The sequence below is a fragment of the Mycobacterium heidelbergense genome (assembly GCF_050205645.1).
GTDB lineage: Bacteria > Actinomycetota > Actinomycetes > Mycobacteriales > Mycobacteriaceae > Mycobacterium > Mycobacterium heidelbergense_A.
This window is the reverse complement of sequence record NZ_JBNMQT010000001.1, coordinates 293,213-319,712: the sequence shown is the minus strand read 5'-3', so window position 1 is coordinate 319,712 and position 26,500 is coordinate 293,213. Positions and strand designations below refer to the sequence as shown.

General features: G+C 68.9%; 22 protein-coding genes. 8 read left to right on the top strand and 14 right to left on the bottom strand.

Going from position 1 to position 26,500, the window contains the following annotated elements:
• Nucleotides 1-45 precede the first annotated feature (45 nt).
• Nucleotides 46-1,914: a lysophospholipid acyltransferase gene (locus ACQI5H_RS01055; protein ID WP_427077664.1), complete on the bottom strand. Its 1,869-nt coding sequence runs from the start codon at nucleotides 1,912-1,914 to the stop codon at nucleotides 46-48.
• 11 nt (nucleotides 1,915-1,925) lie between these two features.
• Nucleotides 1,926-3,761 (bottom strand): fatty acid--CoA ligase FadD11, encoded by a 1,836-nt coding sequence (gene fadD11 / locus ACQI5H_RS01050; protein WP_427077574.1) that lies wholly within the window; start codon nucleotides 3,759-3,761, stop codon nucleotides 1,926-1,928.
• A gap of 129 nt (nucleotides 3,762-3,890) precedes the next feature.
• On the opposite strand from fadD11, the gene ACQI5H_RS01045 reads away from it, so the two are divergent.
• Entirely contained in the window at nucleotides 3,891-4,754 is an 864-nt protein-coding gene (locus ACQI5H_RS01045; RefSeq protein ID WP_427077573.1) for a class I SAM-dependent methyltransferase, read from the top strand.
• Here ACQI5H_RS01045 and ACQI5H_RS01040 read toward each other — a convergent pair.
• Nucleotides 4,742-5,140 (bottom strand): MerR family transcriptional regulator, encoded by a 399-nt coding sequence (locus ACQI5H_RS01040; protein ID WP_427077663.1) that lies wholly within the window; start codon nucleotides 5,138-5,140, stop codon nucleotides 4,742-4,744. The genes ACQI5H_RS01045 and ACQI5H_RS01040 overlap by 13 nt on opposite strands.
• Before the next feature lie 60 nt (nucleotides 5,141-5,200).
• On the opposite strand from ACQI5H_RS01040, the gene ACQI5H_RS01035 reads away from it, so the two are divergent.
• A complete protein-coding gene (locus ACQI5H_RS01035; protein ID WP_427077662.1) occupies nucleotides 5,201-5,641 on the top strand; it encodes a PPOX class F420-dependent oxidoreductase in 441 nt (146 codons plus the stop codon).
• The gene (locus ACQI5H_RS01030) at nucleotides 5,638-6,582 is read left to right on the top strand and encodes an MBL fold metallo-hydrolase (protein ID WP_427077572.1); all 945 of its coding nucleotides are present in this window, start codon (nucleotides 5,638-5,640) and stop codon (nucleotides 6,580-6,582) included. The genes ACQI5H_RS01035 and ACQI5H_RS01030 overlap by 4 nt, the downstream gene beginning before the upstream one ends.
• On the opposite strand, the gene ACQI5H_RS01025 is transcribed toward ACQI5H_RS01030, so the two are convergent.
• Nucleotides 6,579-7,598 (bottom strand): zinc-dependent alcohol dehydrogenase, encoded by a 1,020-nt coding sequence (locus ACQI5H_RS01025; RefSeq protein WP_427077571.1) that lies wholly within the window; start codon nucleotides 7,596-7,598, stop codon nucleotides 6,579-6,581. The genes ACQI5H_RS01030 and ACQI5H_RS01025 overlap by 4 nt on opposite strands.
• 74 nt (nucleotides 7,599-7,672) lie before the next feature.
• Between ACQI5H_RS01025 and ACQI5H_RS01020 the strand changes: the two genes are divergently transcribed.
• Complete coding sequence (locus tag ACQI5H_RS01020; RefSeq protein WP_427077570.1) at nucleotides 7,673-8,251, top strand: TetR/AcrR family transcriptional regulator; 579 nt, start codon at nucleotides 7,673-7,675, stop codon at nucleotides 8,249-8,251.
• A gap of 59 nt (nucleotides 8,252-8,310) precedes the next feature.
• On the opposite strand, the gene dnaE is transcribed toward ACQI5H_RS01020, so the two are convergent.
• The 4 genes from dnaE to ACQI5H_RS01000 all read right to left on the bottom strand — a co-directional run bounded on the left by dnaE (nucleotide 8,311) and on the right by ACQI5H_RS01000 (nucleotide 14,367).
• On the bottom strand, nucleotides 8,311-11,844 hold the full coding sequence (gene dnaE, locus ACQI5H_RS01015; protein WP_427077569.1) for a DNA polymerase III subunit alpha: 3,534 nt from the start codon (nucleotides 11,842-11,844) through the stop codon (nucleotides 8,311-8,313).
• Nucleotides 11,845-11,989: 145 nt separating this feature from the next.
• Entirely contained in the window at nucleotides 11,990-12,421 is a 432-nt protein-coding gene (locus ACQI5H_RS01010; protein ID WP_427077568.1) for a type II toxin-antitoxin system Rv0910 family toxin, read from the bottom strand.
• Between the two features lie 112 nt (nucleotides 12,422-12,533).
• Nucleotides 12,534-13,337, bottom strand: a complete 804-nt coding sequence (locus ACQI5H_RS01005) for an SDR family NAD(P)-dependent oxidoreductase (RefSeq protein ID WP_427077567.1) — start codon at nucleotides 13,335-13,337, stop codon at nucleotides 12,534-12,536.
• Nucleotides 13,338-13,341: 4 nt separating this feature from the next.
• Nucleotides 13,342-14,367 carry an SDR family NAD(P)-dependent oxidoreductase gene (locus tag ACQI5H_RS01000; RefSeq protein ID WP_427077566.1) on the bottom strand — a complete coding sequence of 342 codons (1,026 nt, stop codon included), beginning with the start codon at nucleotides 14,365-14,367 and terminating at the stop codon, nucleotides 13,342-13,344.
• 273 nt (nucleotides 14,368-14,640) lie between these two features.
• On the opposite strand from ACQI5H_RS01000, the gene ACQI5H_RS00995 reads away from it, so the two are divergent.
• Nucleotides 14,641-15,399: a methyltransferase domain-containing protein gene (locus ACQI5H_RS00995; protein WP_427077565.1), complete on the top strand. Its 759-nt coding sequence runs from the start codon at nucleotides 14,641-14,643 to the stop codon at nucleotides 15,397-15,399.
• Between the two features lie 113 nt (nucleotides 15,400-15,512).
• Here ACQI5H_RS00995 and ACQI5H_RS00990 read toward each other — a convergent pair whose 3' ends face one another.
• Nucleotides 15,513-16,442: an RluA family pseudouridine synthase gene (locus tag ACQI5H_RS00990; protein WP_427077564.1), complete on the bottom strand. Its 930-nt coding sequence runs from the start codon at nucleotides 16,440-16,442 to the stop codon at nucleotides 15,513-15,515.
• Nucleotides 16,442-17,035, bottom strand: coding sequence for a signal peptidase II (lspA, locus tag ACQI5H_RS00985; RefSeq protein ID WP_427077563.1), 594 nt, complete (start codon nucleotides 17,033-17,035; stop codon nucleotides 16,442-16,444). The genes ACQI5H_RS00990 and lspA overlap by 1 nt, the downstream gene beginning before the upstream one ends.
• Nucleotides 17,036-17,083: 48 nt before the next feature.
• Here lspA and ACQI5H_RS00980 point away from each other — a divergent pair, with 48 nt between their 5' ends.
• Nucleotides 17,084-18,010 (top strand): asparaginase, encoded by a 927-nt coding sequence (locus ACQI5H_RS00980; RefSeq protein ID WP_427077661.1) that lies wholly within the window; start codon nucleotides 17,084-17,086, stop codon nucleotides 18,008-18,010.
• On the opposite strand, the gene ACQI5H_RS00975 is transcribed toward ACQI5H_RS00980, so the two are convergent.
• Entirely contained in the window at nucleotides 17,975-19,360 is a 1,386-nt protein-coding gene (locus ACQI5H_RS00975) for a DNA polymerase IV (protein WP_427077660.1), read from the bottom strand. The two genes, ACQI5H_RS00980 and ACQI5H_RS00975, sit on opposite strands and share 36 nt — an antisense overlap.
• 57 nt (nucleotides 19,361-19,417) lie before the next feature.
• On the opposite strand from ACQI5H_RS00975, the gene ACQI5H_RS00970 reads away from it, so the two are divergent.
• Nucleotides 19,418-19,987: a class I SAM-dependent methyltransferase gene (locus tag ACQI5H_RS00970; protein ID WP_427077562.1), complete on the top strand. Its 570-nt coding sequence runs from the start codon at nucleotides 19,418-19,420 to the stop codon at nucleotides 19,985-19,987.
• Nucleotides 19,987-20,472 (top strand): hypothetical protein, encoded by a 486-nt coding sequence (locus ACQI5H_RS00965; RefSeq protein WP_427077561.1) that lies wholly within the window; start codon nucleotides 19,987-19,989, stop codon nucleotides 20,470-20,472. Before ACQI5H_RS00970 ends, ACQI5H_RS00965 begins: the two co-directional genes overlap by 1 nt.
• Here the strand turns inward: ACQI5H_RS00965 and ACQI5H_RS00960 are convergent, their stop codons facing one another.
• The 3 genes from ACQI5H_RS00960 to ileS all read right to left on the bottom strand — a co-directional run bounded on the left by ACQI5H_RS00960 (nucleotide 20,473) and on the right by ileS (nucleotide 26,291).
• The gene (locus ACQI5H_RS00960; protein ID WP_427077560.1) at nucleotides 20,473-21,894 is read right to left on the bottom strand and encodes an RNA polymerase sigma factor; all 1,422 of its coding nucleotides are present in this window, start codon (nucleotides 21,892-21,894) and stop codon (nucleotides 20,473-20,475) included.
• A 160-nt stretch (nucleotides 21,895-22,054) separates the two neighbouring features.
• Nucleotides 22,055-23,038, bottom strand: a complete 984-nt coding sequence (locus ACQI5H_RS00955) for a hypothetical protein (protein ID WP_427077559.1) — start codon at nucleotides 23,036-23,038, stop codon at nucleotides 22,055-22,057.
• Between the two features lie 136 nt (nucleotides 23,039-23,174).
• A complete protein-coding gene (gene ileS / locus ACQI5H_RS00950; protein WP_427077558.1) occupies nucleotides 23,175-26,291 on the bottom strand; it encodes an isoleucine--tRNA ligase in 3,117 nt (1,038 codons plus the stop codon).
• Nucleotides 26,292-26,500: the final 209 nt, after the last annotated feature.

The window sequence follows — 26,500 nt, the reverse complement described above, 5'->3', positions numbered from 1 at the left end:
AATCCCCTCTGTAAGCACGGGCGGCAGTCTAGCGCCGGGGACGGATTAGCGCGTCCTGGCGAGCTCCGCGATGGCGTTGACCCGCCGGATGGCCGTCGCGATCTCGTCGGCGAACTGCCGCCGCCGCTCGGCGATGTCCGGGTATTCGAAGCCGTCCACCAACTCGCGATGCCGCGCCAGGCGCAACGCGGTCTTGAACAACTCCATCGACCTGGACTCGGCGCTGGCGATGCGGCGCTGCAGCTCCCACTGCTTGCCCACCTCGAGGCACTCGGTGAGGAACGCCTGCTCGTCGAACGACTCGTCCTCGTGGGAGGCCAGCCGGTCGGCGACGATGTGGTACGCGTCCAGGAAGGGACGGAGCACCAAATGCGCGAGCAGCAGGTCCGCCCGCTCCAGCAGCCGCCGCACCTGGGCCGCGCTGGCCGGCTTGGTGGTGTCTTCCACCGGCCCGATCAGGCGCACCTCGTCGGCGAGGTCCTTCTCGAACTGCGCGCGGGCCGAGAACAAGAACTCGAACTTGAGCAGCTCGCGAAGGCTCAGCGCCTCGTCGCGCACGGACGCCGGAGCGACCGACCCGTCCTCCGACATTTCGGATGCGGCCAGCAACGCCGTCTCGGCGATGGCCCGGTCGACCAGGATGTGGATGGCGGTGTTGCGGTAGAACGCCGCGACCAGGTGCTGGTCCTCGCCGATGCCCCAGACCGGTTCGGTGCCCGCGTCATAGACGCTGACGACGCCGGACGCGACCAGCTGGTGCAGGGTCCACCGGATCGTGGAGCGATTCGTTAGGTCCGCGGCGCCGGCCACCGCCCAGTTCCGCGCCGCGATGTAGCTCGCCAGGGGCCGCACGGTGGCCAGCACCTCGCTGATGGACAACGACCGGTCCGCACCCAACAGGGCGAGGCTTACCACCGCGGTGGGCGTGACCGGCGTGGCGCGGTTGATCCGGTGCTCGACGTCCAGCGCGATCCGTTCGATCTCCGTCCCGGCGCCGGATTCCTCGGCGCGCAATTCCTCCAGGCGCTTGCGCAACGGCAGCGGTTCGCCGAAATCCAGGTAGGCGCGGCCGAGCCGCTCCCCTTGCTGCCGGGCCAGCCGGATCAAGAAGCGGAAGTCCTCGGGCCGCTTCGTCGCCCCGTACGCCTCGGTGGTCATGGCCTCCACCTCGTGCAGCTGGTCATACACGATGGAGGTCGGCACCAAATACACCTCGGGACCGTCGATTTCGTCGACGGCGTCGCTGATGTAGCGCAGGATTCCGAAGACCGGGGGCCGCAGCTTGCCGGTCCTGGTCCGGCCGCCTTCGATCGACCAGGTCAGGTTGGCGTGGTTTTGCACCAGCTGCGCCGCGTAGGCGCGCAGCACGAACCGGTAGACGGGAATGTCCTTGGTCTGGCGCCGGATGAAGATCGCCCCGGTGCGCTTGGCCCAGGCGCCCATCGGGAAGAAGTTCAGGTTCGCGCCGCCGAAGGTCAGCGCGGGCGAGAGCCGGTTCGCCTGGATGACCTCCGGCAGCAGCATGCCGTCCAGATACGAGCGATGCGAAAAGGCAAACGCCAGCGTCGCTTTGCGATCCAGCTTCCGCAGCGCCGCGATCTGATCCTCGTCGACGAGAATGTCGTAGGCCCGCATCAGCCAGCAGGAGAAGCTGCGCCAGGCCCGTACCGCCCGCTCTTCCAGCGAGGCCGACATCTCGCGCAGATAGCCCGCGGCCTCGGCCCGCACGCCTGCCGGGTCGCGGCCGAGCTCGTCGGCCAGCTTGTCGAGGCGCTCGACATACCACGGCGCGGCCAACAGCTGAACGACCTCGGCCGCATCGGTCGACAAGGGCGCTGCCGATTCTTCGACTATTCCGGTGTGTTGCAGCAACTTTCGCGCCCCGATGCGGCCGAGTTCGCGCGCCGTCGCCATCCGTCCCCCGCTCACGCCGGTTGCACCGTTGCGGCCACGGAGGGATCGCGGGGCTCGTAGACCTCCGCAGGTAATTCGGGCGCGTAGAGTTCCTCGATCTCGGCGGCGTACTTTGCCATGATCGGCTTGCGCTTCAGCTTCATCGTCAGCGTGATCTCGTCGCCCCCGGGCTCCCACAACGTCGGCAGCACCCGGAAGCGCTTGATTTGCTCGACCCGCGAGAGTTTGACGTTGCCCGCGGCCACCCCGGCGGCGATTCGCGCGATGACCTCCGGGTGGGCCGCCAGGGCTTCGGCCGTCGCGTCGGGCAGGCCGAGCTGGGCCGCATACGGTCCGACCGATTCGGCGTCGAAGACCATCAGCGCGGCGTTGTACGGTCGCCCGTCGCCGATCGTGATCATCGCGCCGACCATCGGGCAGGCGGCCAGGATGGCGTTCTCAATGTTGGCCGGGGACATGTTCTTTCCGGCCGCGTTGATGATCAACTCCTTCTTGCGGTCCACGATCCGCAGGTAGCCGTCGTCGTCGACCTCGAGGATGTCGCCGGTGTGCAGCCAGCCCTCCGCGTCGATCGCCTCGGCGGTCTTCGCGGGTTCGCGGCGGTAGCCCTTCATCACCAGCGGGCCGCGGACCAGGTACTCGCCGTCCTCGGCGATCTTGCCCTCCAGCCCCGGGAGCAGCTTGCCGACGGTGCCCAGCCGGGCGACGCTCGGATGGCTCACGCTGGCAACGCAACTCAGCTCCGACATGCCCCAGAGCTCCGCGATCGGAATGCCGATGCCGAGGAAGAACGCCAGGGTCTCCTTGGGTATCGGGGCCGCGCCGGACACCGCCCAGCGCAGCTCGCCGAAGCCGAGGCGCTCGCGCAGCTTCGACAACACCAACTCGTCGGCCTTGGCCCACTCGGCGGCGACGTCGTCGGGCATGGGTTGACCGGCCAGTTCGGCGTCGGCGCGCTTGGCCGCCACCGACATCGCCCACTGCAGCGCCTGCCGCTTGACTTCGTCGATCTCGTGGCTGACGGTGAATTCGATTGCGGCCTTGAGCTTTTCCCATACCCGCGGCACCGCGCCCCACACCGTGGGCCGCGCGTCGGGCAGCGCGGCGGCGATGGCCCGCACGTCGGAGATCACCGTCACCCGGGCGCCGAACACCTCCAAACCGTAGAGCGCCATCACCCTGTCGGCGATGTGCGCCGACGGCAGGAACGACGTGACCCGCTCGCCGAATTGCACCGGCAGGACGGTATAGAGGGCGAACGCCTCGAACAGCAGATTGGTGTGGGTCATCTCCACGCCCTTGGGGTTTCCGGTGGTCCCCGAGGTGTAGATCAGCGTGGCGACGTCGTCGGGCTGCACCGCCCGCCAGGTGGATTCGAAGTCGAAATCGGCTGCCGCGGCGGCATACAGCTCGTCCACCGAGATGGTGCCGGGCGGCGAACCGTCGATGCAGACGATGTGCTCGATGTCGGCGCCGCTGGCGCGAATGCGGTCCACGTACTGCTCCTCGCAGATCGCGACCTTCGTTCCCGCGTTGCCGAACAGATACGTGAGCTGCTCGGCGGGCAGCGTGTTGTAGACGGAAAACGAAGTGGCACCGACGTGTTGGGCACCGATTTCGAGTGGGTAGAACTCGATGCGGTTGGCCATCATCAGCGAAACCGTGTCGCCGCGCCGAACTCCCAGCCCCGCCAGGCCCGCGGCGACCTTGCGTACCTGCTCCGCGAGCTCCCGCCACGTCAGCGTCTGGGCGTCACCGGGTGTGCGCAGCACGACGGCGTCGGGATCGATGGACGCGGTGCGCTGGAACGCCTCGCACAGCGTGGCCGGACGCTCGGGTGTCGTCATGTGCGTTCTCCTTCGCGTCGGCTGCGCCCTTCGTGAGCGTACGTCGGCGATCGCCGGGCGCGGAATAGGTTGCGCGATTTCTCCGGCGCGCCAACGTCGCCGGTCAGCGGCACCGAGTACGTTCGGATCATGCGGCCCGATCGAGGCGTTGACGTCAGCGATCTCTCCCCGCTGGAGCAGACCGCATTGCTGACGCAGTACGCGCGGGCGCTGGACAGCCGATGGCCGCGGCACGGCCGGAGGCCACGCTCGATTCTGCACGATGCGCTCGCCGACGACATCGTCAAAAGGATCGACTACGACTTCGACGGGCTCGGCGTGCCCACGAGCGTGGTATGCCAGGCGTCCCTGCGCGCCAAGATGCTCGACGACCGCGTGCGGGCGTTCACCGCCGAGCACCCCAACGCCGTGGTGGTGGACCTCGGCGCCGGGTTGGACACGGGCTTGTTCCGGGTGGACCCGCCGGCCGCGGTCGATTGGTACAGCGTCGACCTGGCGGGCGTCATCGCGCTGCGCGACCGGCTGATGCCGACCCACCAACGGGCCCACTCGATCACCGCGTCGGTGGCCGACGACAGCTGGCCGAACGCCATCCCGGCCGGGCGGCCCGCCATGGTGATCGCCGACGGGTTGTTCGCGTTCCTGTCCGAGCCGGTGATCGCCGGTGTCTTCCGCCGCGTCACCGAGCACTTCACGTCCGGGGAGCTGGCCTTCAACGACTACGGACGCATCGGCTGGTTCAGCCGGCTGGCGGTGAAGATGGCCCCGCAGCAGATGTTCAGCAGCGTCGGCGCCCAGTGGGGCTATCCGGGGTTCAAAGACGCCCGGGTGCCGCAGATATGGAATCCGCGGCTGACACTGGTCGAAGAAGCCAGCCTGGCACACGCTCCCGAGGTCGACGTGTTTCCGGGCTGGATTCGGTTGGCTACCAAGGTATCCGGCAAGTTCGCGGCGTTCGCCCGCAAGGCCCGCATCCTGCGCTACCGCTTCTGAATTTCCTGCGGGGAGTGAATGCCGCACGTGCAGGCGTCGATCGACGGGCACGTACAGCGCATTCCCCATTCGATGACGGCGCGCGCCCGGGCCAGCGACGCCATCTGGGCATCGATTTCGGCGAGTTTGGCCTCGGCCAGTGCGCGGCTGGCGGGCCGTCCCGGGGCGTCGTCGGCGAACAGCACCTGGATCTCCTCGAGAGCGAACCCGGCGGATTTGCAGAGCCCGATCACCTCGAGCCGGGCCAGCACCGCGTCGTCGTAGCGGCGCTGACCGCCCAGCCGGGTCGGCGCCGGCACCAGCCCGATCCGCTCGTAGTAGCGCAGCGTGGTCGCGGCGACCCCGGCTTGGCGCGCAACCTCGCCGATCGTCAGGCGTCCGCCCATCGACCCTCCCGAGAATTCCATGCTTGACTTAGAGTCAACTCTAAGTTGTTGACTGTGTCCATGCACTCACTCGCCGAACTCAGCGCCGCCCGCTACGCCCTGCTCCGATCGTTTCGCCGCGACGGCACGCCGGTCGACACCCCGATCTGGTTCGGTTTCGACGGCGACGCGCTGGTATTCCGGACCAAGGTGGGCCCGAAGACCAGGCGGCTGGCCGCGCGCAGCGAGGTCGAACTCGCCGCGTGCGACTACCGGGGCCGGGTGCGCCGCGGCGCGACGACGGTCGCGGGCCGCGCCACGATCCTGTCGGGCGCCGACGCCGAGCGGGCCAACCGGGCGCTGCACCAGCGGTATGGCTGGCAGTGGAACATCGTGCCGCTGATCAAGGTGCCCGGCGTGACGAACGTCCACCAGGATCTGCGCCTGCGCGAGAAGCTGCGCCGCGCGCGTGACCGCGGGGTGTGGGCGGACAGCGCCATCGTCCGGGTGGATCCGGCATGACACCCACGACACTGGCATCCGACCCCGTCCGCTCCCCCAGCGTTCTCCAATGCTGCACCGCCGCAGCCGGACTCGTCCGGGGCATGGTGCGGCCGCGGCGGCTCGATCAGCGTTTCGTCCGCAGCGTCGTCGACGCGGGCCTGCCGGAGGCCCGCGGCACGGTGAGGGTGAGAGCGCTGCCGCAAGTGCCGCGTTTGGTGCCGACCGCCGCGATCGTCGAGGGCACGTTGCAGCCCGCTCGCATCGAGAACTCGCTGACGTCGTTCGTCGTCGTGCATCCGGAGGCGACGTTCATCGTCGATCCCGCGGTGTGCCTCGACGCGGAGCACCGCGCGATCGCCCAGCTTCCCGCGGTGCTGCGTGCGGTGGTCCGCCCGCCCGCCGACACCATCCCCACGATCACGGCCCTGACCGGGCTGCCCCACACGCCTCGCCTGGATTTCGCGTTGCCCACTCACGCCCACTGGGACCACGTGTCGGGTCTGCTGGACATGCCCGACCTGCCGGTCCACCTGCACCGCGTCGAAAAGGAGTGGGTCGGTTCCGGGCCCGTCGCGCCCGTCGGCGGCGTCCGCGACTCGCTGCGCGATCGGCCCGTCGTCGAATACGAACTGGACGGACCGCCGGTGCTGACCTTCGCCAGAAGCCGCGACCTGTTCGGGGACGAGTCGGTCATCCTGGTAGACCTGGCCGGACATACGCCGGGCAGCATCGGGGTGCTCGTCCACACCGGGCGGGGATGGATCCTGATCGCCGGCGACGCGGCGTGGCACCACTTGCAGATCGAGAAGGTCCGGCAAAAGTCAAGCTACCCCGGCGTTTTGGTGGACGAGGACCGCGAGCAGACCTTCCGCACGCTGCAGCGACTTCATCTCGCACGCCACACGGTGCGGATCATCCCCACCCACGACCACCAAGCGGCGCTGCAGCTGCCGCCCTAGTCGTCCAGCACGAAGATGGGCTTGTGGCCGGGGGTGTCCGAAGTCAGAACGCCGGGGATGTCGTCCCAGCCGTAGATCCCGCTGGTGACCACCTCGGGGTGCAGCGTCCCCGCCGCGACGGCGTCGAGAGTGGGCGTCATGTTCGGCCGGGCTTGGCCCTTGCCGTTGTGGAAGTGCACGCCGCGCAGGTACAGCTGCAACAGCGGCAGCGTCACGTCCTGAAAGTAAATGCCCACGCTGTTGACGTGGCCCTCGGGCATGACGGAGAGCAGGGCCTTTCGCAGGCGGTCGGGGTCCGCCGTGGCGTCCACCGCCAAGTGAAAGTCCTTCTCCCGCTTGCCGTTGACGTCGCACACCTGCGCACCGAGTTTCTCGGCGACGGCCATGCGGGTGGGGTCGTCGTCGTAGTACACGGTGCGCGCGCCTGCGCAGTGGACGGCGACGTCGGCGCAGTACAGGCCGATCGATCCCGTTCCCCCGAAGACCGCGACCTGCGGGTCGTCGATCCCGGCGATGGTCGGCATGACCGTCTCCCAGCCCAGGGCGAGGTTATCGCCGATCGAGGCCAGGTGGACCGGGTCGATCCCGGCCGGCAAGGGCGCGAGGTTGTAGTCGGCGAAGGGCACGCGGATCAACTCGGAAAACGTTCCGCCCCAGAATCCGTTGACCGGAAGACCGTACTGGGCGTCGCCGTGGTGCAGGCAGCGGGCGGGGTGCCCGAGTCGGCATTGCGCGCAGGTGCCGCAGGCGATGTGCCAGGCCACGCCGACGACGTCCCCGACGCTGACGTTGGTGCAGTCGGGGCCCGCCTCGACGACGGTGCCGACGCACTCGTGGCCGAGCGGGAACGGCCCCAGGCCGGAGAACGGGGTCTTGTCGGCGACGACGTGGTGATCGAGGTCGCAGGTCGTGGCCGCGAGCGGGCGCACCAGCGCGTCAGACGGCGCGACGATCTTCGGATCGTCGACGTCGTCGAAACGGAGTCGCCCGGGGGCGACGAACATCAGGCTTCGCACGGTATCTCCTCGCTATAACGGTCGTTATAGCGGCCACCGTATGTTATAACGGACGTTATAGCAAGGAGGTCGGCATGCCGGAGAACTCTGTCGACGCTCGCGAACGCATGGTGGTCGGCGCCGCCGACATGATCAGCCGGCGCGGGCTCAACGCCACCAGCGTGCGAGAGCTGGCCAAGCACACCAGCGCCCCGCTCGGTTCGACATACCACTACTTCCCCGGCGGGAAATACGACCTGGCCGCCGAGGCGGTGCGATGGGCAGACGACCTCACCGTCCGCATTCTCACCAAAGAGCTGCGGGCCGGGCCGGTTGCCGGCCTGCAGGAATTCCTAAAAATGTGGCGAAACGTGGTGCTGAACAGCGACTTTCACGCAGGTTGTCCGGTTCTCGCGGTCTCGGTTGAAGACCTGCCCGACGGGCACCCCGCCCCGCGCGACGCCGCGGCGGCCGCTTTCGGCCGTTGGACGGCGCTGCTGGCGGAATCGATGCGCGAGCACGGCGTGAATGCGCCGGACGCCGAGCGCATCGCGACCCTGATCGTCGCGGCCGTCGAAGGCACCGTGGCCATGTGCCGCGCGCAGCGCAGCATCGAGCCGCTGGACCAGGTGGCCGCGGAGCTCACGCAGATCGTCGAGCGCGTCCTGCCCTGAGCGTGCGTGCACGGCGCCCTGGGAGCACAGCCGAAGCCCTGGACGCACACTCGGCGGATCTAACCGCCGAGGCAGCCCGGGCCGAGCAGCTCCTTGAGGTCGCCCATCAACGCCGGCGAGGGCGTCACCCGCAGCGAGGCGTCCAGCTCGAGCGTCGTGATGCGATCCCCGCTGATGAGCCGCAGATGCACCTGCGAGGTCCCGGGATGCCGGGCCAGCACCTGCTTGAGCGCGCTCACCTTGTCCAGCGTGCACTGCCGGGTGGGCAGGCTGACCGCCAGCGGCCGATCAGGCTGAGCGTTCGAAAAGTCGGGCACCACAAGGTCGTTGGCGATCAGCGCGATCCGGTCGTCGCGGATCGCGACCTTGGCGTTGACCAGCACCACCGCGTCGTCGACGATGTCGCCACCGTAGGCGGAATACGCGTGCGGGAAGAACATCACCTCGATGCCGCCGGTGAGGTCCTCCAATTGCGCTGACGCCCAGGGCATTCCGTTCTTGTTGACCCGCCGGTTCACCGAGGCCAGGATGCCGCCCACCCGCACCTGGGTTTCGTTGGGGATGTCGCCGTCGAGGATCGCGGGGATGGCGGTGTCGACCTGAGCAGAAAGCAGGTGTGCCACCCGGTTGAGCGGATGCCCGGACACGTACAGCCCCAGCATCTCGCGCTCGAGCGCCAGCTTGTGCTTGTCCTCCCACTCGTCGTCGGGCACCTTGATGGTGAACACCGCGTCCGTGGTGCCGGCCTCGCCCCCGCCGAAGAGGTCGAACTGCCCCATCGCCTCGGCCTTCTTGGTGCCCAGCACCGAGTCGACGGCGTCGGTGTGGACCAGGAACAGGCCCTTGCGGGCATGGCCGAGCGAATCGAATGCGCCCGCCTTGATCAGCGATTCGGTGACTTTCTTGTTGCACGCCGAAATGTCGATCTTGTTCAGGTAATCCGAGAAATCGGTGAACTTGCCCTTGTCGGAACGCGTTCCGATCAGCGACGTCACGACGTTGGCCCCGACGTTGCGCACCGCGCCCAGCCCGTAGCGGATGTCTTGGCCCACCGACGCGAAGTTCAGGCCGGACTCGTTGACGTCGGGCGGCAACACCGTGATCCCGAGCTTGCGGCAATCGGCCAGATACACGGCCGCCTTGTCCTTGTCGTCGCCCACCGACGTCAGCAGGCCGGCCATGTACTCGGCGGGATAGTTGGCCTTGAGGTAGGCGGTCCAGTACGAGACCATGCCGTAGCCCGCGGCGTGTGACTTGTTGAACGCGTAGTCGGCGAAGGGAAGGATGGTGTCCCACAACGCCTTGATGGCGCCGGCGGAGAACCCGTTGGACTGCATTCCCTCCGCGAAGCCCTCGTACTCCTTGTCGAGCACCTCGCGCTTCTTCTTACCCATCGCCTTGCGCAGAATGTCGGCTCGGGCCAGCGAGTAGCCGGCCACCTTCTGCGCGATGCGCATGATCTGCTCTTGGTAGACGATCAGGCCGTAGGTCTCGGCCAGGATCTCTTCGAGCGGTTCGGCCAGCTCCGGATGAATGGGCCGGATCGCCTGGCGGCCGTTCTTGCGGTCGGCGTAGTCGTTGTGCGCGTTCTGGCCCATCGGCCCGGGCCGGTACAGCGCGATGACGGCGACGACGTCTTCGAACCCGGTCGGTTGCATGCGCCGCAGCAGGTCGCGCATCGGCCCGCCGTCGAGCTGGAACACGCCCAGCGTCTCGCCGCGGCCCAGCAGCTCGTAGGTGGCCTTGTCATTGAGCGGCACCGATTCCAGATCGAGGTCAATTCCCTTGTTGGCCTTGATGTTCTCGATCGCGTCGCCGATGATCGTCAGGTTGCGCAGGCCCAGGAAGTCCATCTTCAGCAGGCCGATGGCCTCGCACGACGGGTAGTCCCAGCCGGTGATGATGGCCCCGTCCTGCGGTCGCTTCCACAGCGGGATGGCGTCGGTCAGCGGCTCGCTGCTCATGATCACCGCGCAGGCGTGCACGCCGGCGTTGCGGATCAAGCCCTCCAGGCCGCGGGCGGTCTGGTAGATGGTGCGCACGTCGGGGTCGGTTTCGATCAGACCGCGAACCTCGGCGGCCTCCTTGTACCGCTCGTGGTTGGGGTCGGTGATCCCCGACAGCGGAATGTCCTTGGCCATGATCGCCGGCGGCAGCGCCTTGGTGATGCGGTCCGCGATCGCGAAGCCGGGCTGGCCGTAGTGGATCCGCGCCGAATCCTTCAGCGCCGCTTTGGTTTTGATGGTGCCGAAGGTGATGACCTGGGCGACGCGGTCGGAGCCCCACTTGTCGGCGGCGTAGCGCACCATCTCGCCGCGGCGGCGGTCGTCGAAGTCGATGTCGATGTCGGGCATCGACGTGCGTTCGGGGTTGAGGAACCGCTCGAACAGCAGCCCGTGCGGGATCGGGTCGATGTCGGTGATGCCCAGGGCGTAGGCGACCAGCGATCCGGCGGCCGAGCCGCGGCCCGGGCCCACCCGGATGCCCACCGACCGCGCGTAGTTGATCAGGTCGGCGACGATCAGGAAGTACGACGGGAAGCCCTTGTCGCAGATGACGCCGATCTCGTAGGCCGCCCGCTGTTCGTAACCATCCGGGGCGCCCGCGGGAAACCGCCGGGCCAGCCCGGCGTCCACCTCGTGCCGTAGCCAGGAGGCTTGGTCGTGTCCATCGGGGACCGGGAAGACCGGCATCCGGTCGCGGGGGGCCCACACGTCGGCGTAGGACTGCACCCGCTCGGCGATCAGCAACGTGGAGTCACAGGCGCCAGGCACCTGGTCGTCCCAGATCTGTCGCATCTCGGCGGCCGACTTCAAGTAGTAGCCGTCGCCGTCGAACTTGAACCGGTTCGGATCCGACAGCGTCTTGCCGGTCTGCACGCACAGCAACGCCTCGTGGTTGTGCGCAGCATCGCGGGTGACATAGTGGCAGTCGTTGGTGGCCAGCGGCCGGATGCCCAGCGTGCGACCGATCTCGAGCAACCCCTCGCGGACCCGGCGCTCGATCTCCAGGCCGTGGTCCATCAGCTCGAGGAAGTAGTTGTCGGGCCCGACGATCTCGCGCCACCGGGCGGCCGCCTCCAGCGCCTCGCGGTCCTGCCCCAGCCGCAGCCGGGTCTGCACCTCCCCCGAGGGGCAGCCGGTGGTGATGATGATGCCCTCGGCGTGCTCGGCGATCAGCTCGGCATCCATCCGCGACCACTTGCTCAGCTGGCCCTCGAAGGAGGCCAGCGAGGACAGCTTGAAAAGGTTGCGCAGCCCCGTGGCGTTCTCGGCCACCATCGTCAGGTGCGTATAGGAGCCGCTGCCGGAGACGTCGTCAGACTTCTGGCTGGGGTCACCCCAGGTGACCCGGCGAGTGTCGAAGCGTGAACCCGGCGCGATGTAGGCCTCGACGCCGATGATCGGCTTGATCCCGGCCGACGTCGCCGCGTTGTAGAACTCGCTGGCGCCGAACATGTTTCCGTGATCGGTCATCCCGATCGCGGGCATTCCCAGCCGTTCCGCCTCGGCCAGCATCGGCGTGATCTTCGCGGCACCGTCCAGCATCGAGTACTCGGTGTGGTTATGCAGGTGCACGAAGGACTGGTTCATAGGGACGCCAGTCTATGACCGAGCACCGACGCATCCGGGCGTGTCGGGGAAGTGTGTCTCAAGAGGTTTCTGGCTACCCGTCCAGGATGCCTCGCAGGCGCGATTTCGTGCCGGAGCGGCGCGGTTAGCGTGTCGGCGCCGGCCGTCACCCGTACTTCTCGACGAACAGCTGCAGCGACTTCTGCACGTCGCCCTTGACGGCGCGGGCCGCGGCCGAACCCACCGGACCGAACAGCGGACGTCCGCCCAGCTCAAGACGCAGGCCCAGGGTGGAACCGTCCTCAGTGGGCCGCACGGTGAGGGTGACGCCGTATTTCGTCCCGCCCTTGCCCGCGCCGGACATCGCGACCTCGTGGGGCGGGTCCCATTTCGTCACCGTCCAGGTCACCCGGTTGCGCATGCCCTTGGCCCGCGCCACGCCCACGATCTGGGTGCCTTCGGCGATCTCGTCGGGCAGCTCGCCGCGCCAGCCCTCGTGCATGACGAGCCACTCGCCCAAGTCAGAGAGGTCCGATACGTGATCCCACATGTCCTGCGGGCTCATCGGCATGTCGGCAGTCATGTCAACGGCGGCCATGAAGCAAACCTAGCGCGACCCGAGGACGCGTGGCCGCGACGGTGTGCGCTCAGGGCTGTCGGTGTGCGCACGGGGCGCCCGGGACGCACACTCGTGGCCCCGGAGGCGGCTATCAGCGGCTCGGCCCCCCGCGAAAACGGTTGCCGATGCGGATCGCGGGCAGCAGCAGGCTGCGCGGCGCGAATCGGCCGCTGGTGCTGACGACCTTCGGCACGACGCCGGGCACCACGCTGCGACGGCCCGCGAGCATCCCGCCGATCGCGGCCTCGGCGACGTCGGAGGGCGAGACCTGCGCAATGGAGAGGCTGAAGCGTTCGGCATTGGCGATCTCGGCCCACTCGGTGGGAACCGGTCCCGGGCACAGCACCGTGACCGACACCCCCGAGCCGTGCAGCTCCTCGTGGATGGCTTCGGAGAAGGTCTGGACGAAGGCCTTGGTGGCCGAATACACCGCCATGAAGGGCATCGGCTGGAACCCGGCGATCGACGCGATGTTCAGCACCGCCCCGGCCCCGCGTTCCACCATGCCGGGCAGGACGGCGTGGGTGAGTTCCATCAACGCCAGCGAGTTGAGCGTGACCTCTTCGCTTTCCCGCTCGAGCGGCAACGTGTAGAAGACGCCGCTGGTGCCGAATCCGGCGCTGTTGCACAGCCCGGCGATCGGCTCGCTGCTCAGTCGGTTCGCCAATTTGGCGCGGGCTTTGACGTCGCTGAGGTCCAGCGGCAGCACCTCGACGGCGACCGAGTACTCCGCGCCCACCTCGTTGGCGAGCTCGTCGAGCCGCTCGCGGCGGCGTGCGACCAGCAGCAGCGGAAAGCCGCGGCGGGCCAGGCCGCGGGCCAGCTCGGCGCCGATGCCGGAGGAGGCGCCGGTGATGACGACGGTGGTGTCGGTGTCGGGTTTCGGAAGGCTCATCGTGTCACCAATGGATCCCGCGCGTCGCCCGCACGAACGTCTCGCTGCGTTTGTCGAACTGCTTCGAATCCTTTGTGTCGGTTGCGGATTCGCCGCCCTTGGCGGCGTCGGAATCCTCGAACATGCCGAAGGCGCGGTTGCGCACCAGGTCCATTACGGCGGGGTTCACCGCGTCGGCGACGGCGGCGAACTGCCCGAACGGCGAGCTGGCCCGCCGCGGCCGGTGCACGATGGCGTCAGTGATCACGCCGGCGGCCTGATCCGGTGTCAGCGCCGGGAACTTGTCGTACATCTTGGTGGGGCTGATCATCGGCGTGCGCACCAGCGCCATGTGCACGGTGGTGAACCTGATGTCGTCGTTGACGACTTCGGCCTGCAGCGCGTCGCACAGGCTGTCCAGCGCCGCCTTGCTGGCGATGTACGCACCGAAGCGCGGGGCGCGGGTCTGCACGCCGACCGAGGAGACGTTGATGATCTGCCCGAAGCCGCGCTCGCGCATGCCCGGAATGAATTTGAGGATGAGCTGGACCGCGCCGAGATAGTTGAGCTGCATGGTCCGCTGGTAGTCGTGGATGCGGTCGTAGGACAGCTCCAGCGAGCGCCGGATCGAGCGACCGGCGTTGTTGATCAGGATGTCGACGCCGCCGAGCTCGTCGAGCACCCGATCGGCCATCGCGGCGATGGCGTCCATGTCGGTCAGGTCGCACGAGTACACGTGGGCGGTTCCGCCGTCGCCGCGGATCTCGTCGGCGACCTTCTCCAGGTTTTCCAACGTGCGTGCGACCAGCGCGACGACTCCGCCCGCCTCCGCGATTTTCTTCGCCGCGGCCGCACCGATGCCCGACGATCCCCCGGTGATGAGGACGGTCTTGCCGTCGACCGCGTCCTCGAGCGTGCGGCCCTGCACCGCGTCGAGCAGATTGCGCAAATAGAAGGGCCGATATCGCCCGGCGGAGTTGGGGGTGTTGATGATGTTGGAGACCGCCGCGAACGGCTTTTCCACCAAGTTCGTCAGGTCACCGAGATTCATCGGGCGTCGCTCCTGTGACGTAGGCCATAAAGCCAACCTAGGACATCGCTCGGCGATTGGGTGCGGATTGCGGCCACGGAAAGCTCGCCGCGTGGCTCACGCGGTGGCCCCGGTTGCGGGCGGGCGAGGGCAATCCGCTTGTTACAGCGAGTAATCCGGGCTCCAGCCCGCCGACATTGCCGCCATGGCGGTGATTGCGCCGCCGGCCACGACCCTGGCGGCAATCTCGCCGACTATCGACGTGGGCGCCCGGTTGTGGCCAGAATTCCAGGCATGTCTCGCACATTCGACGACCTGGTGGCCGAAGCCGATTCGGTATCGGTTGACGGCTGGGAGTTCTCGTGGCTCGATGGCCGCGCGACCGAGGAACGACCCTCCTGGGGCTATCAACGGCTGCTGAGCCACCGCTTAGCGACCGTGTCGGCCGCGCTGGACATTCACACCGGCGGCGGCGAAGTGCTGGCCGGAGCGAGCCCCTTTCCACCCACGATGGCGGCGATCGAGACGTGGCCGCCGAACGCCGCGCTCGCAACCAAGCTGCTGCATCCGCTCGGCGTGGTGGTCGTGGCGATGCGCGACGAGCCGCCATTGCCGTTCGCGGGCGAGTCGTTCGACCTGGTGACCAGCCGTCATCCCGTCTCGGTGTGGTGGACCGAGATCGCTCGGGTGCTCCGGCCCGGCTGCAGCTACTTCGCGCAGCACATCGGACCCGCAACGATGGGCGAGCTGGTCGAGTACTTCATCGGACCGCAGCCGGAGAAATGGGCCGAGTTTCACCCGGACGCCGTCCGCGCGCAGATCCAAGCCGGCGGTCTGGAGATCGTCGACGTGCGCATGGAACGGCTGCGAGCCGAGTTCTTCGACATCGGCGCGGTGGTCTACTTCCTGCGCAAGGTGATTTGGACGGTGCCGGATTTCAGCGTGGACCGCTATCGGGAGCGGCTGCGGGAACTGCACGAGCTCATCGAGACCGAGGGCTCCTTCGTCGCCCACCCCACGCGGGTCCTGGTCGAGGCCCGGAAGCCGGACTGATACTGGGGTATCCGCACCGATTCCCACCGAGCCTGTAATTCTGCAGAAGAAGTGCGAGACAGGGCCTGCAAAATTACAGGCTCGGCGAATTTCGTTGGGCGTTTGAGCGGTGCTCAGCCCTCGTCGCGCAACACATCCAGGGCGTGCTGCAAATCCGGCGGATACGGGCTGACGATCTCGATTCGGCGACCGTCGGCCGGGTGGGCGAAGGCCAGCGACCGCGCATGCAGCCATTGACGTTCCAGCCCAAGCCTTTTCGCCAGCTTCGGATCGGCCCCGTAGACGAGGTCACCGCAGCACGGGTGATGCAGCGCGGCGAAATGCACCCGGATCTGATGGGTGCGACCGGTTTCCAGATGCACGTCGAGCAGGCTGGCGGCGACGAACGCTTCGACGGTGTCGTAGTGGGTGAGGCTGTGCCGGCCGTCCTTGGTCACGGCGAACTTCCACTCTCCGCCGCGGTGCCGGCCGATCGGCGCGTCGATCGTCCCGCTGGACGGATCCGGATGTCCCTGCACCAGCGCGTGATAGCGCTTGTCGACCGTGCGTTGTTTGAACGCGCGCTTGAGCACGGTGTAGGCGCGCTCGGAGATCGCCACCACCATCACCCCGGAGGTGCCGACATCGAGTCGATGCACGATGCCCTGCCGCTCGGGCACGCCCGCCGTCGTGATGCGGTAACCGGCGGCGGCCAGGCCGCCGAGCACCGTGGGTCCGGTCCAGCCCACCGACGCGTGCGCAGCCACCGCGGCCGGCTTGTCGACGGCGACGATGTCGTCGTCGGAATACAGAATCGTCATGCCCTCGATGTCGACCGGCGTGTTCTCCGGCGGCGCCGGCGCTTCCGGCAGGCGCACGTGCAGCCAGGCGCCGGTTGTCAGGCGGTCGGACTTGCCCGCCGTCACGCCGTCCAATTCGACACCGCCGTCCTCGGCGAGGGCCGCCGCGGCGGTGCGGGACAGTCCCAGCAGGCGCGCCAGCCCGGCATCGACGCGCATGCCCGCCAGCCCTTCTGGAACGGGCATCGACCGCTCGGATGCCATCAGCGCCGGTCGGCCTTGGCCCGGCTGCCGGTTTCCCCGTCGGCCTTGCGCCGACCCACGGTGTCGAAGTCGAAGCCGAAAATCGACAGGGCGACGAGCAGGATCGCGCCGCCGACCACCGACGGGTCGGCGACGTTGAACACCGGCCACCAGCCGACTGACAGGAAGTCCACCACGTGTCCGCGCAGCGGCCCGGGCGCCCGGAAGAAGCGATCGACCAGGTTGCCCATCGCGCCGCCGAGGATCATCCCCAGGCCCACCGCCCACCACGGCGACACCAGGCGCCGGCCCATCCAGAAGATGCCGACCACGACGCCGGTCGCGATCAGCGTCAAGAGCCAGGTGTACCCGGTTGCCATGGAGAATGCGGCCCCCGAGTTGCGCACCAACGTCCACGTCACCGTGTCGCCGATGATCGACACCGGCTGCCCCGGCGGCAGCAGCTTGACGGCGAGCACCTTGGTCACGATGTCCAGCACCAGCACCACCGCCGCGACCGTCAGCAGCAGGCGCAGCCGCCTCGGCGGGTTCTGCGGGCTCTGCGGCGCGGGCTCCGCGCTGTCGTCGATGTCTCCCGTTGGTTCCTCGGACACTCCCCCATCATCCCCTAAGGCGGACAACGCATGCGGGATGATCCCACCATGGGCCGCCTCACCGTCGTCGCCACCGGGGGCACGATATCGACCACCACCGGCGCCGACGGCGTGCGCCGTCCCAGCCACAGCGGGGCGGCGCTGACCTCCGGCCTGGACGTCGACGTCGTCGACCTGATGGCGGTCGACAGCTCGGAACTGACGCTGCCCGATTGGGATCGGATTCGCGCCGCGGTGCGCGCCGGGGTCGACGGCGGCGCCGACGGAGTGGTCATCACGCACGGCACCGACACGCTCGAGGAGACCGCGCTGTGGCTGGACCTCACCTACGACGGCACCGTTCCGATCGTGATGACCGGCGCCATGCGCAGCGCCGACGCCCCCGACGCGGACGGCCCGGGCAATCTGCGTGACGCGCTGGCGCTGGCGGCCAGCCCGGCCGCCCGTGGCCTGGGCGTGCTCGTGTCGTTCGCCGGCCGGGTGTTGCAGCCGTTGGGCCTGCACAAGGTGGCCACGTCCGACCTCAGCGGCTTCGCCGGCCGGCTGCTCGGCACCGCCTCGGGTGACATCGCGCTGACGGGCGACAAGGCGCGCCCGTATCTCGGTGAGCTGAGTGCCGCCGACGCGCCGCGGGTCGACGTCGCCGCGGTGTACCTGGGCAGCGACTCGGTGGCGCTGGACGCGTTCGTCGAGGCCGGGGCGCGCGCCGTCGTGCTGGAGGCGCTGGGTTCGGGCAACGCCGGCGCCGCGGTGGTCGACGGGGTGCGCCGTCATTGCCGCGATGGGGTCGTGGTCGCGGTGTCCACGCGGGTCGCCGGCGGGCGGGTCAGCGCGGGGTACGGCCCGGGGCACGACCTGGTGGCGGCCGGCGCGGTGATGGTGCCGCGGTTGCGCCCTGCCCAGGCCCGGGTGTTGCTGATGGCCGCGCTGGCCGCGGGGCTACCCGTCGCCGACGTCGTCGACCGCTGGGGCTGACAGCTCGTTGGCCTGCAGCGCGCCGACGTAGTCCGGCCAGTCCAGGGAGTCGACCGGGTTGGCGCCGGTGAGCTCGTCGGTGTCGGCGGGAAACGTGCGGGCCTGGCCCGGGCCGGAGCCACGGGTCTCGAACCGGACGGTTACCACGCCGTGGCCCGCGCCCTGCACCCAGCCGTGCCCGAGCTCGCGGTGGGCGACGTCGTCACCGATGCGCCAGCGCGAGGGCTCGGCGGGCGGCGCGAACATGGCCTCGGTCGCGGTCTCTGCCGGGTGTTCCTCCGACATCTCCCCCGACAGCTCGAGGTCCGGGAACAACGATTCCTGGCGCACGTCGCTGAGTCCCGAAAACCCCACGCCGACAAGGCGAATGGGCCCGATGTCGCGCGGATCGATCAGCAGCCGCCGGGCCACCGCGATCAGCGCGCCGGCCTCGGTCGTCGCGTAGGGCAACGTCGCCGAGCGGGTCAGCGTGCTCATGTCCGACTTCTTCAGCTTCACCGTGACGGTGCGCGCGCCGCGGCCGTCGCGCAGCAGGCGTTGGTGCGCGTGCTCGGCGATCGGGTCGATCGCGTCGCGCAACTGCTCCAGGCTGGTCAGGTCGACGGCGAAGGTCGACTCGGAGCTGATCTGCTTGGCCTCGGCGCGCTCGGTGACAGGACGGTCGTCGATCCCGCGGGCCAGTCGGTGCAGCGCCGGCCCGACCGTCGCGCCCAGGATGTTGGCGACCTCGGCGTCGGTCAGCGCGGCGAGTTGCCCGATCGTTTCGATGCCGAGCCGATTCAGCTTCTCCTCGGCGACCGGGCCGATGCCCCACAGCCGGCGCACCGGCAAGCCGCCGAGAAGCGGTTGTTCTTCTGTTCGCCGGACCACCCGGACGCCGTCGGGTTTGGCGAGTCCGGACGCGATCTTGGCGATCTGCTTGCCCGAGCCGGCGCCGACGGAGGCGATCAGGCCCGTCTCGTCGCGAATCCGCCACCGCAAGTCTTCGCAGAACGCCTCGACATCGTCGGCGCTCGCCCCGGCGAGCTGCGGCGGCTCGCCGAAGGCCTCGTCGACGGACAGCTGCTCGACGACGGGCACCAGGCTGCGCACGGCGTCGAAGACCCGCCGGCTGGCCACCCCGTACACCACGCCGCGCGGCGGCAGCACCACCGCGGTCACGCCGATCAGCCGGCGGGCCTGATGCATCGGCATGGCCGACCTGGCGCCGAACACCCGCGCCTCATAGCTGGCGCCGGCCACCACGCCCCGCCCACCCAAGCCGCCGACCAACACCGGCCGCGTGCGCAGGGTCGGTCGGGTGAGTTGCTCGACGGAGGCGAAGAACGCGTCCATGTCCAGGTGCAGCACCCAGCGGGACTCCACAACCCTCGATGCTATTGGGGCTGTAGGTCTACCGTCGGTGACATGGCCATGAACCTCTGCCACAGGTGGTGCTGCAGCTCGAATCGCTGGGCGAAGGAAGTGGAAACCCACGTGCTGCCGACCGTGCTCGCCGACGTGGAACTGGGCGACAACACGCTGGAGATCGGACCCGGATACGGCGCATTCCTGCGGGTGCTCCTCGACAAGACGCCGAAGCTCACCGCGGTCGAGATCGATGCCCCGATGGCACAGCGGCTGCAGCGGCTCTACGGCGACCGGGCCCACATCATCAACGGCGACGGCACCGATACGGGCTTGCCGGACAACGAGTTCAGCTCGGTTGTGTCGTTCACCATGCTGCATCATGTCCCGACGGCGGAATTGCAGGACCGGTTGTTCGCCGAGGCGTTCCGGGTGCTTCGGCCCGGCGGCGTCTTCGCCGGCAGCGACGGCGTGCCGTCGGTGCTGTTTTCGATCCTGCATTTCCGCGACACCTGCAATCCGATTCCGCCGGAATCGCTGCCGGATCGCTTGCGCGCCGCGGGTTTTCGCGACGTGGACGTCAAGGTCGGCACCGGCAGGCAGCGCTGGCGCGCGGTCAAGGCCGCCTGATGGAAAACGCGCCGTCATCGCGATGGGCGCGGCTGCGCCACCAGTGGAACGAGCGGCTGGAACCCGGTGAGCAGGCGACGATTCTCGCGTGGTTGTCGTTCACCGTCACCTTCGTCGGGGTGCGCGCGCTCACCCACTGGATCCGCGCGGGCCACGGTCCCGCGGGCGGCGGTGTCAGCCTGGGCGGCAAGCACTTTCATCACTACAACATCGGCATCGCGCTACTGGCGACGGTGGCGGCGGTCGGGCTGCGCGGCACGGAAAAGCAACGCCGCCACCCGGCGGCCGCGGTCGCTTTCGGCTCGGCTAACGCACTGATCGTCGACGAGCTGGCCCTGCTGCTGGACCTCAAGGACGTCTACTGGGCGACCGAAGGGCGCGAGAGCGTCGACGTCGCGGTCGGCGTCATCGCCACCGGCGCGACGGTCGCAGCGGGCATGCCGTTCTGGGCGCATGCCCACCGCGCGCTGCGCTCGGGTTCGTGATCAGTTGATGCGGCCGATCGGCCCCCGCGGGGGAACCGGGACCTGCGACGACGACGGCGGATATCTCGGCGGGATCGGCTTCGCGATCGTCGTCGTCGTTGTCGGCGGCGGGGCCGGGTAGCTCGGAGGGGTGGCCCGCACCGGCGGCGGGAGAGGCAGCGGGACCGGCACCGGCACGACGACGGGCGGCGGTGCGGCCGGCGGCGGGAGCGGGGAATTCGGAATCGGCGCCGCGGGCGGCGGCGGGTTGGCGGGCGGCGGCGCGGGCAGGTTGACCGGCCCCGGGGTGTTCGGGGCCGGCGGCGCTTGCGGCGGCGGCGCTTCGGGCGGCGGCATCGTGATCGCCGCCGGCGGTGTGTTGGGCCCGGCTGGCGGGGGCGTGTTCACGGTGACGTCCGACGGGGCCACCGCGGTTTTCTGGTGGTGCAGCAAGAGAAACATCAATCCGAGGGCGACGAACACGATGCCGACCAGCACCGTGGCGGCCTGGATGTGGCGGGCGCGCCGGCTCGCCTCGGGGTGGGGTTGTCCCGCGGAGGCGCCACCCTGCTGATGGAGAGCTTCGGTAACCGCGTCCGCGTGCGAATCGCCCGTGTCCGCTCCCATCGCGGTATCGGCGGACGTCAGCTGGACCTTGGTCAGGGTCTGTCCGCGTAGCCACCACGGCGCCGCGACGAATATCGGGGCCACACCCAGCAATGCGGCCGGGCTGACGAGGTCGCGACGCTTCCGCTCACAGGTGGCGCAGGAGTCGATGTGCCGCGCCACCCGTTTGCGTAGCAGGACGGTGAATTTGCCGTCCCAATTCGCCAGGATGGCGCCGAGCTCCGGGCATCCCTGCGGATTGCGGTGCGCGCGGCGGGCCACCAGCAAGGCACCCAGCGACCGTTCCACCGTGTCGCGCATGCGCGAAACCAGTTTGGTGGCGTTGTCGGGGCTGACGTCCAGGGCCGCCGCCAGTTCGGGGCCGTCCAGGCCGTGACGATAACTCAGCTCCAGGACCGCGCGGTCGCGGTCGGACAACCCGCCGGCGGCCTCGGCGACGAGCTCGGCCAGTTCGGTGCGGCGAGCGAGCGTGTCCGGGCCCGCGTCGAAGGACTGCGCCTCGGGCAGCTCGTCGGCGACGTTTTCGCGACGTCGGAGCCGGATGCACCGCAGGGCCTCGTTGCGTGCGATGGCGTAGAGCCACGGGCGCAGTTTGTCGGGGTCGCGCAGCGTCGACAGCTGGGCCGCCGCCGTGCAGAACACCTCCTGCACACAGTCGGCGGCGGCGTCGCGGTCACGCACCATGCCCACGCAGAAGTCGTGCAGGCGGTCGGCGTAGCGGTCATAGATTCCGGCGAAAGCGGCTCGGTCGCCCGCGACGGCCGCGCCGGCCAACTCGGCGTCGCCGGCCATATTCCAGTCGGGCAGTGCGGTCATGACGTTGCTCCAGCCAATCCGGCGCCGAGGGCCCAGCGCGCTGGGCCCGGCGCTTCCGCTAAGTGTGCGCGCATTTTGCTGAGATGGCGCTGGTTAGTCGGATTTCTTCCGGAGAGCACGGTGAAGGCCGGACCCCGCCGTCCGGCCTTCACCGCTCCTACTACTTCTTGTTCTGCGGGGGCAGCTGGTGGCAGGCCAGGCACTGCGTTGGCGCCGACTGCACCGGAATGCCGCCACCCGGCTTGGGGCCGATCGGCTTGCCACCGCCGGAATTGCCGCTACCCGACTGACCGCTACCCGACTGCCCACTTCCGGAGTTGCCACCGCTCGGCTTGCCACCGCCGGAATTGCCGCTACCCGACTGACCGCTACCGGACTGCCCGCTACCGGACTGGCCGCTACCGGAGTTGCCACCGCTCGGCTTGCCACCGCCGGAATTGCCGCTACCCGACTGACCGCTGCCGGACTGGCCGCTACCGGAGTTGCCACTGCTGGGGTTATCCGGATACACCGGCACCGGGATGGGTATCGGCACGATCACCGGAGGCGCGCTCGGGGCGTCGGCCGGAGGCGGGCCCGGGTCGGCGGGCGGGGGCGCCTGCACGGTGACGACGGGGGCCGGAACGTTCACGTTGGTGGGAACGATCGGCCCGGCCGGACCCGCGTCGGCCGGCGGAACGACCGCGGCCGGCGCCGGGGCGACGGGCGGCGGCGCCACACTCGGCGCCTGGGGCACCACCGAACCGACACTCGAGTTCGGTGCCACGACGGCCGGCTTGGGCTTGGGACTCGTCCCGGCGACGAGCATCACCCCGAACCCGGCGACCAATCCAAGCGCGGCGATGACGGCCGCGACGACCAGCGCGTTCGCTCCCCACCATCGCCGCTGCGCGGGTTCCTCCGCGGGGAGGTCATCCTCGGACTCCGCAGGCAGGCGATCCTCGACGTGCGCGGGGGTGTGCAGAGATCCGTCCTCGATCGCCGGATCGCCCAGCGGGCTCGACGCCCACGCCTCCGCGGCGGTCAGGTCCTCGTGCTGGCTCGCGGCGGCGGTCAGGTCCTCGTGCTGGCTCGCGGCGACGGTCAGGTCCTCGCGCGGGACCGCCCTGAAGGTAGCCGAGTGAAAGTCTTCGATGGTGCTCATGGCCTGTTCCTTAACTGTGGTCGCGGCCCCCTTTGGGTCGCATTCACAGGTATGAGCAGCCGCCGGTGGTCACCCGGACACTTTTTTCGGAACTTTTTTGCGGAGCTGTCTCCCGGCCCCGGCGCCGGCCCCGGTCCTAGGCCTTGGCGATGGCCACCCGCACGCCGTCGCCGATCTCCGCCGCCTCGGCGGGCTCGCCGAACTCGAAGCTGGTGGCCAGGATCTCACCGGCGATGAGGTCGCGGTGGGCGCGTGCCCAATCGGCCCGCTCCGCGGGCACCGACATCACCACGCGGATGCGGTCGGACACGTCCAGCCCGGTCGACTTGCGCAGTTCCTGCAGCTCGCGAATCCGGTCCTTGGCCCAGCCCTCGGCCTCCAGCTCCGGGGTCACCGTGCCGTCGAGCACGACCAGCCCGCCCCCGTCGGGCAGCGCCGCGGTGAATTCCGGGTCGGCGGCGACCAGTCGCGAGCTGTACTCGTCGGGTTGCAGCACCGCGGGGCCGGCGGTCAGGGTGCCGTCGGGGTTGACGACGCCTTCCCCGGCCTTGACCGCCTTGATGGCGGCCTGAACGTCCTTGCCCAGCCGCGGCCCCGCCACGCGCGCATTGACGGTGAGCTCGAACCGGCCGTAGGTGTCAATCGCGTCGGTCAGCTCGACGCGCTTGACGTTGAGCTCGTCGGCGATCAGGTCGGCGAACGGCTGCAGCCGCTGCGGGCTGTCCACCGCGACGGTCAGTTTCGGTAGCGGCAGGCGCACCCTCAGATTCTTGGCCTTGCGCAGCGACGACGCGGCGGAGCAGACCTCACGGACCTGATCCATCGCGGCCACCAGGTCTGGGTCGGCGGGCAGCACGTCCGGCTGGGGCCAGTCGGTCAAATGCACCGACCGCTCCGCGGTCAGCCCCCGCCAGATGATCTCGGTGGTCAGCGGCAGCAGCGGGGCGGCCAGCCTCGCCGTTACCTCGAGCACGGTGTGCAGGGTGTCGATTGCCTCGCCGTCTTCTTCCCAGAACCGCGAACGCGACCGTCGCACATACCAATTCGTCAGCGCCTCGGTGAACTGGCGCAGTTGCTCGCAGGCCCCGGAGATGTCGCAGACCTCCATGGACCGGCTGAGATCGTCACGCAGCACCGCGAGCTTGGCCAGGATGTAGCGGTCCAGCACGTGCGCCGAATCGGTGCGCCAGCTACCGACTTTCGGCGCGTAGAGGGCCAGGAAGCTGTAGGCGTTCCACAGCGGCAGCAGGACCTGCCGCACCCCTTCGCGGATGCCCTGCTCGGTGACGATCAGGTTGCCGCCGCGCAGGATCGGCGACGCCATTAAGAACCACCGCATGGCATCGGAGCCGTCACGGTCGAACACCTCGGTGACGTCGGGGTAGTTACGCAACGACTTGCTCATCTTCTGGCCGTCGGAGCCCAGCACAATCCCGTGCGCCACACAGGTTTTGAACGCCGGACGATCGAACAGCGCGGTGGCCAGCACGTGCAGCGTGTAGAACCAGCCGCGAGTCTGGCCGATGTACTCGACGATGAAGTCGCCCGGATAGTGGCCGTCGAACCAGTCGCCGTTTTCGAACGGGTAATGCACCTGGGCATAAGGCATGGAGCCCGAGTCGAACCACACGTCGAGCACGTCGGGGATCCGCCGCATCGTGCTGCGCCCGCTGGGGTCGTCGGGGTTGGGCCGGGTGAGCTCGTCGATGTAGGGCCGGTGCAAGTTGGTGGGCCGCGCCCCGAAGTCGCGTTCGAGCTCGTCGAGGCTTCCGTAGACGTCGATGCGCGGGTAGGCGGGATCGTCGGACTTCCACACCGGAATCGGCGTGCCCCAGTAGCGGTTTCGTGAGATGGACCAATCGCGGGCGCCCTGCAGCCACTTGCCGAACTGGCCGTCCTTGACGTGCTCGGGGTACCAGGTGATCTGCTGGTTGAGGTCCACCATCCGGTCCCGGAATTCGGTGACCGCGACGAACCACGACGACACCGCGCGATAGATCAGCGGATTGCGGCACCGCCAGCAGTGTGGGTAGGGATGGTCATAGGTTTCGTGACGCAGCAGGATCGGCTTGTTCACCGCCGCCGGGCCGCTCTGGTCCTTCAGGTCTCGGATGATCTGGGCGTTGGCGTCGAAGACGTGCTGGCCCTGGTAATCCGGGACGGTGGCGTCGAACCGGCCCTTGGAGTCGACCGGGGTGACCGGTTCGATGCCCACCTTGTCGGTGGTGGCCATGTCGTCCTCGCCGTACGCCGGCGCCATGTGCACGATTCCGGTGCCATCCTCGGTGGTCACGAAGTCGCCGGGCAGCACCTGAAAAGCGTTGGCGCGCCCGGGTTCTGGGTCCGCGAAGTACGCGAAGGGCGGCAGGTAGCGGGTTCCCAGCAGATCGGCTCCTCGATAGGTGCCGAGGATCTCGGGCTCGTCACCGAGCTCGCGGGCGTAGGCGGCCAGGCGCGCCTCGGCCAGCACCAGCCGGCGATCGCCGGCCTTCACCTGCACATAGGTCACCTCCGGATTGACCGCAACCGCGAGGTTCGACGGCAGCGTCCACGGCGTCGTCGTCCACACCAACAGGTAAGCGCCCGCAAATTCGCCGTCGGGTACCCGGAATCCCACGGTGATCGCGGGATCCTGGCGACTTTGGTAGATGTCGTCGTCCATCCGCAATTCGTGGTTGGACAACGGGGTTTCGTCGCGCCAGCAATACGGGAGCACCCGGTAGCCCTCGTAGGCCAGGTCCTTGTCCCACAGCTGTTTGAACGCCCAGATCACCGACTCCATATAGGACAGGTCGAGCGTCTTGTAGTCGTTGTCGAAGTCGACCCAGCGGGCCTGGCGCGTCACATACGCCTGCCACTCGTCGGTGTAGCGCAACACCGATTCGCGGCAGGCCTCGTTGAACGCCGCGATCCCCATCGCGTCGATCTGGGACTTGTCGGTGATGCCCAGCTGTCGTTCGACCTCGAGCTCGGCGGGCAGCCCGTGGGTGTCCCAGCCGAAGCGGCGCTCCACCTTGTCTCCGCGCATGGTGCGGTACCGCGGGACGATGTCTTTCACGTACCCGGTGAGCAAGTGCCCGTAGTGGGGCAGGCCGTTGGCGAACGGCGGCCCGTCGTAGAACACGTACTCCGGGGCGCCGTCGCGGCGGGCGATGCTGGCCCGGAAGGTGTCGTCGCGCGCCCAGTACTCGAGGACCTCGAGTTCGAGCGCCGGGAAGTCGGGTGCCCCGGCGGCCAACTTCGGGTAGGTCAAAGCGTCGTCTCCCTGTGCCAGTTCTCAGGCCGGGGACGACGACGCGCTAGCTGCGCGAGCGCCGCGGTACCACCCCGCTTGCCGCGCTGACGCGCGACCGCTCGTGACGGCTGTGACGGGCCTACCCGTTCGGTTCTACTGGGCTCCAATGGCCGTTCTTCCGAAGGCTCCCCGGTGATTGCCGGATCGATGCCGCTGCGCCGATTCTA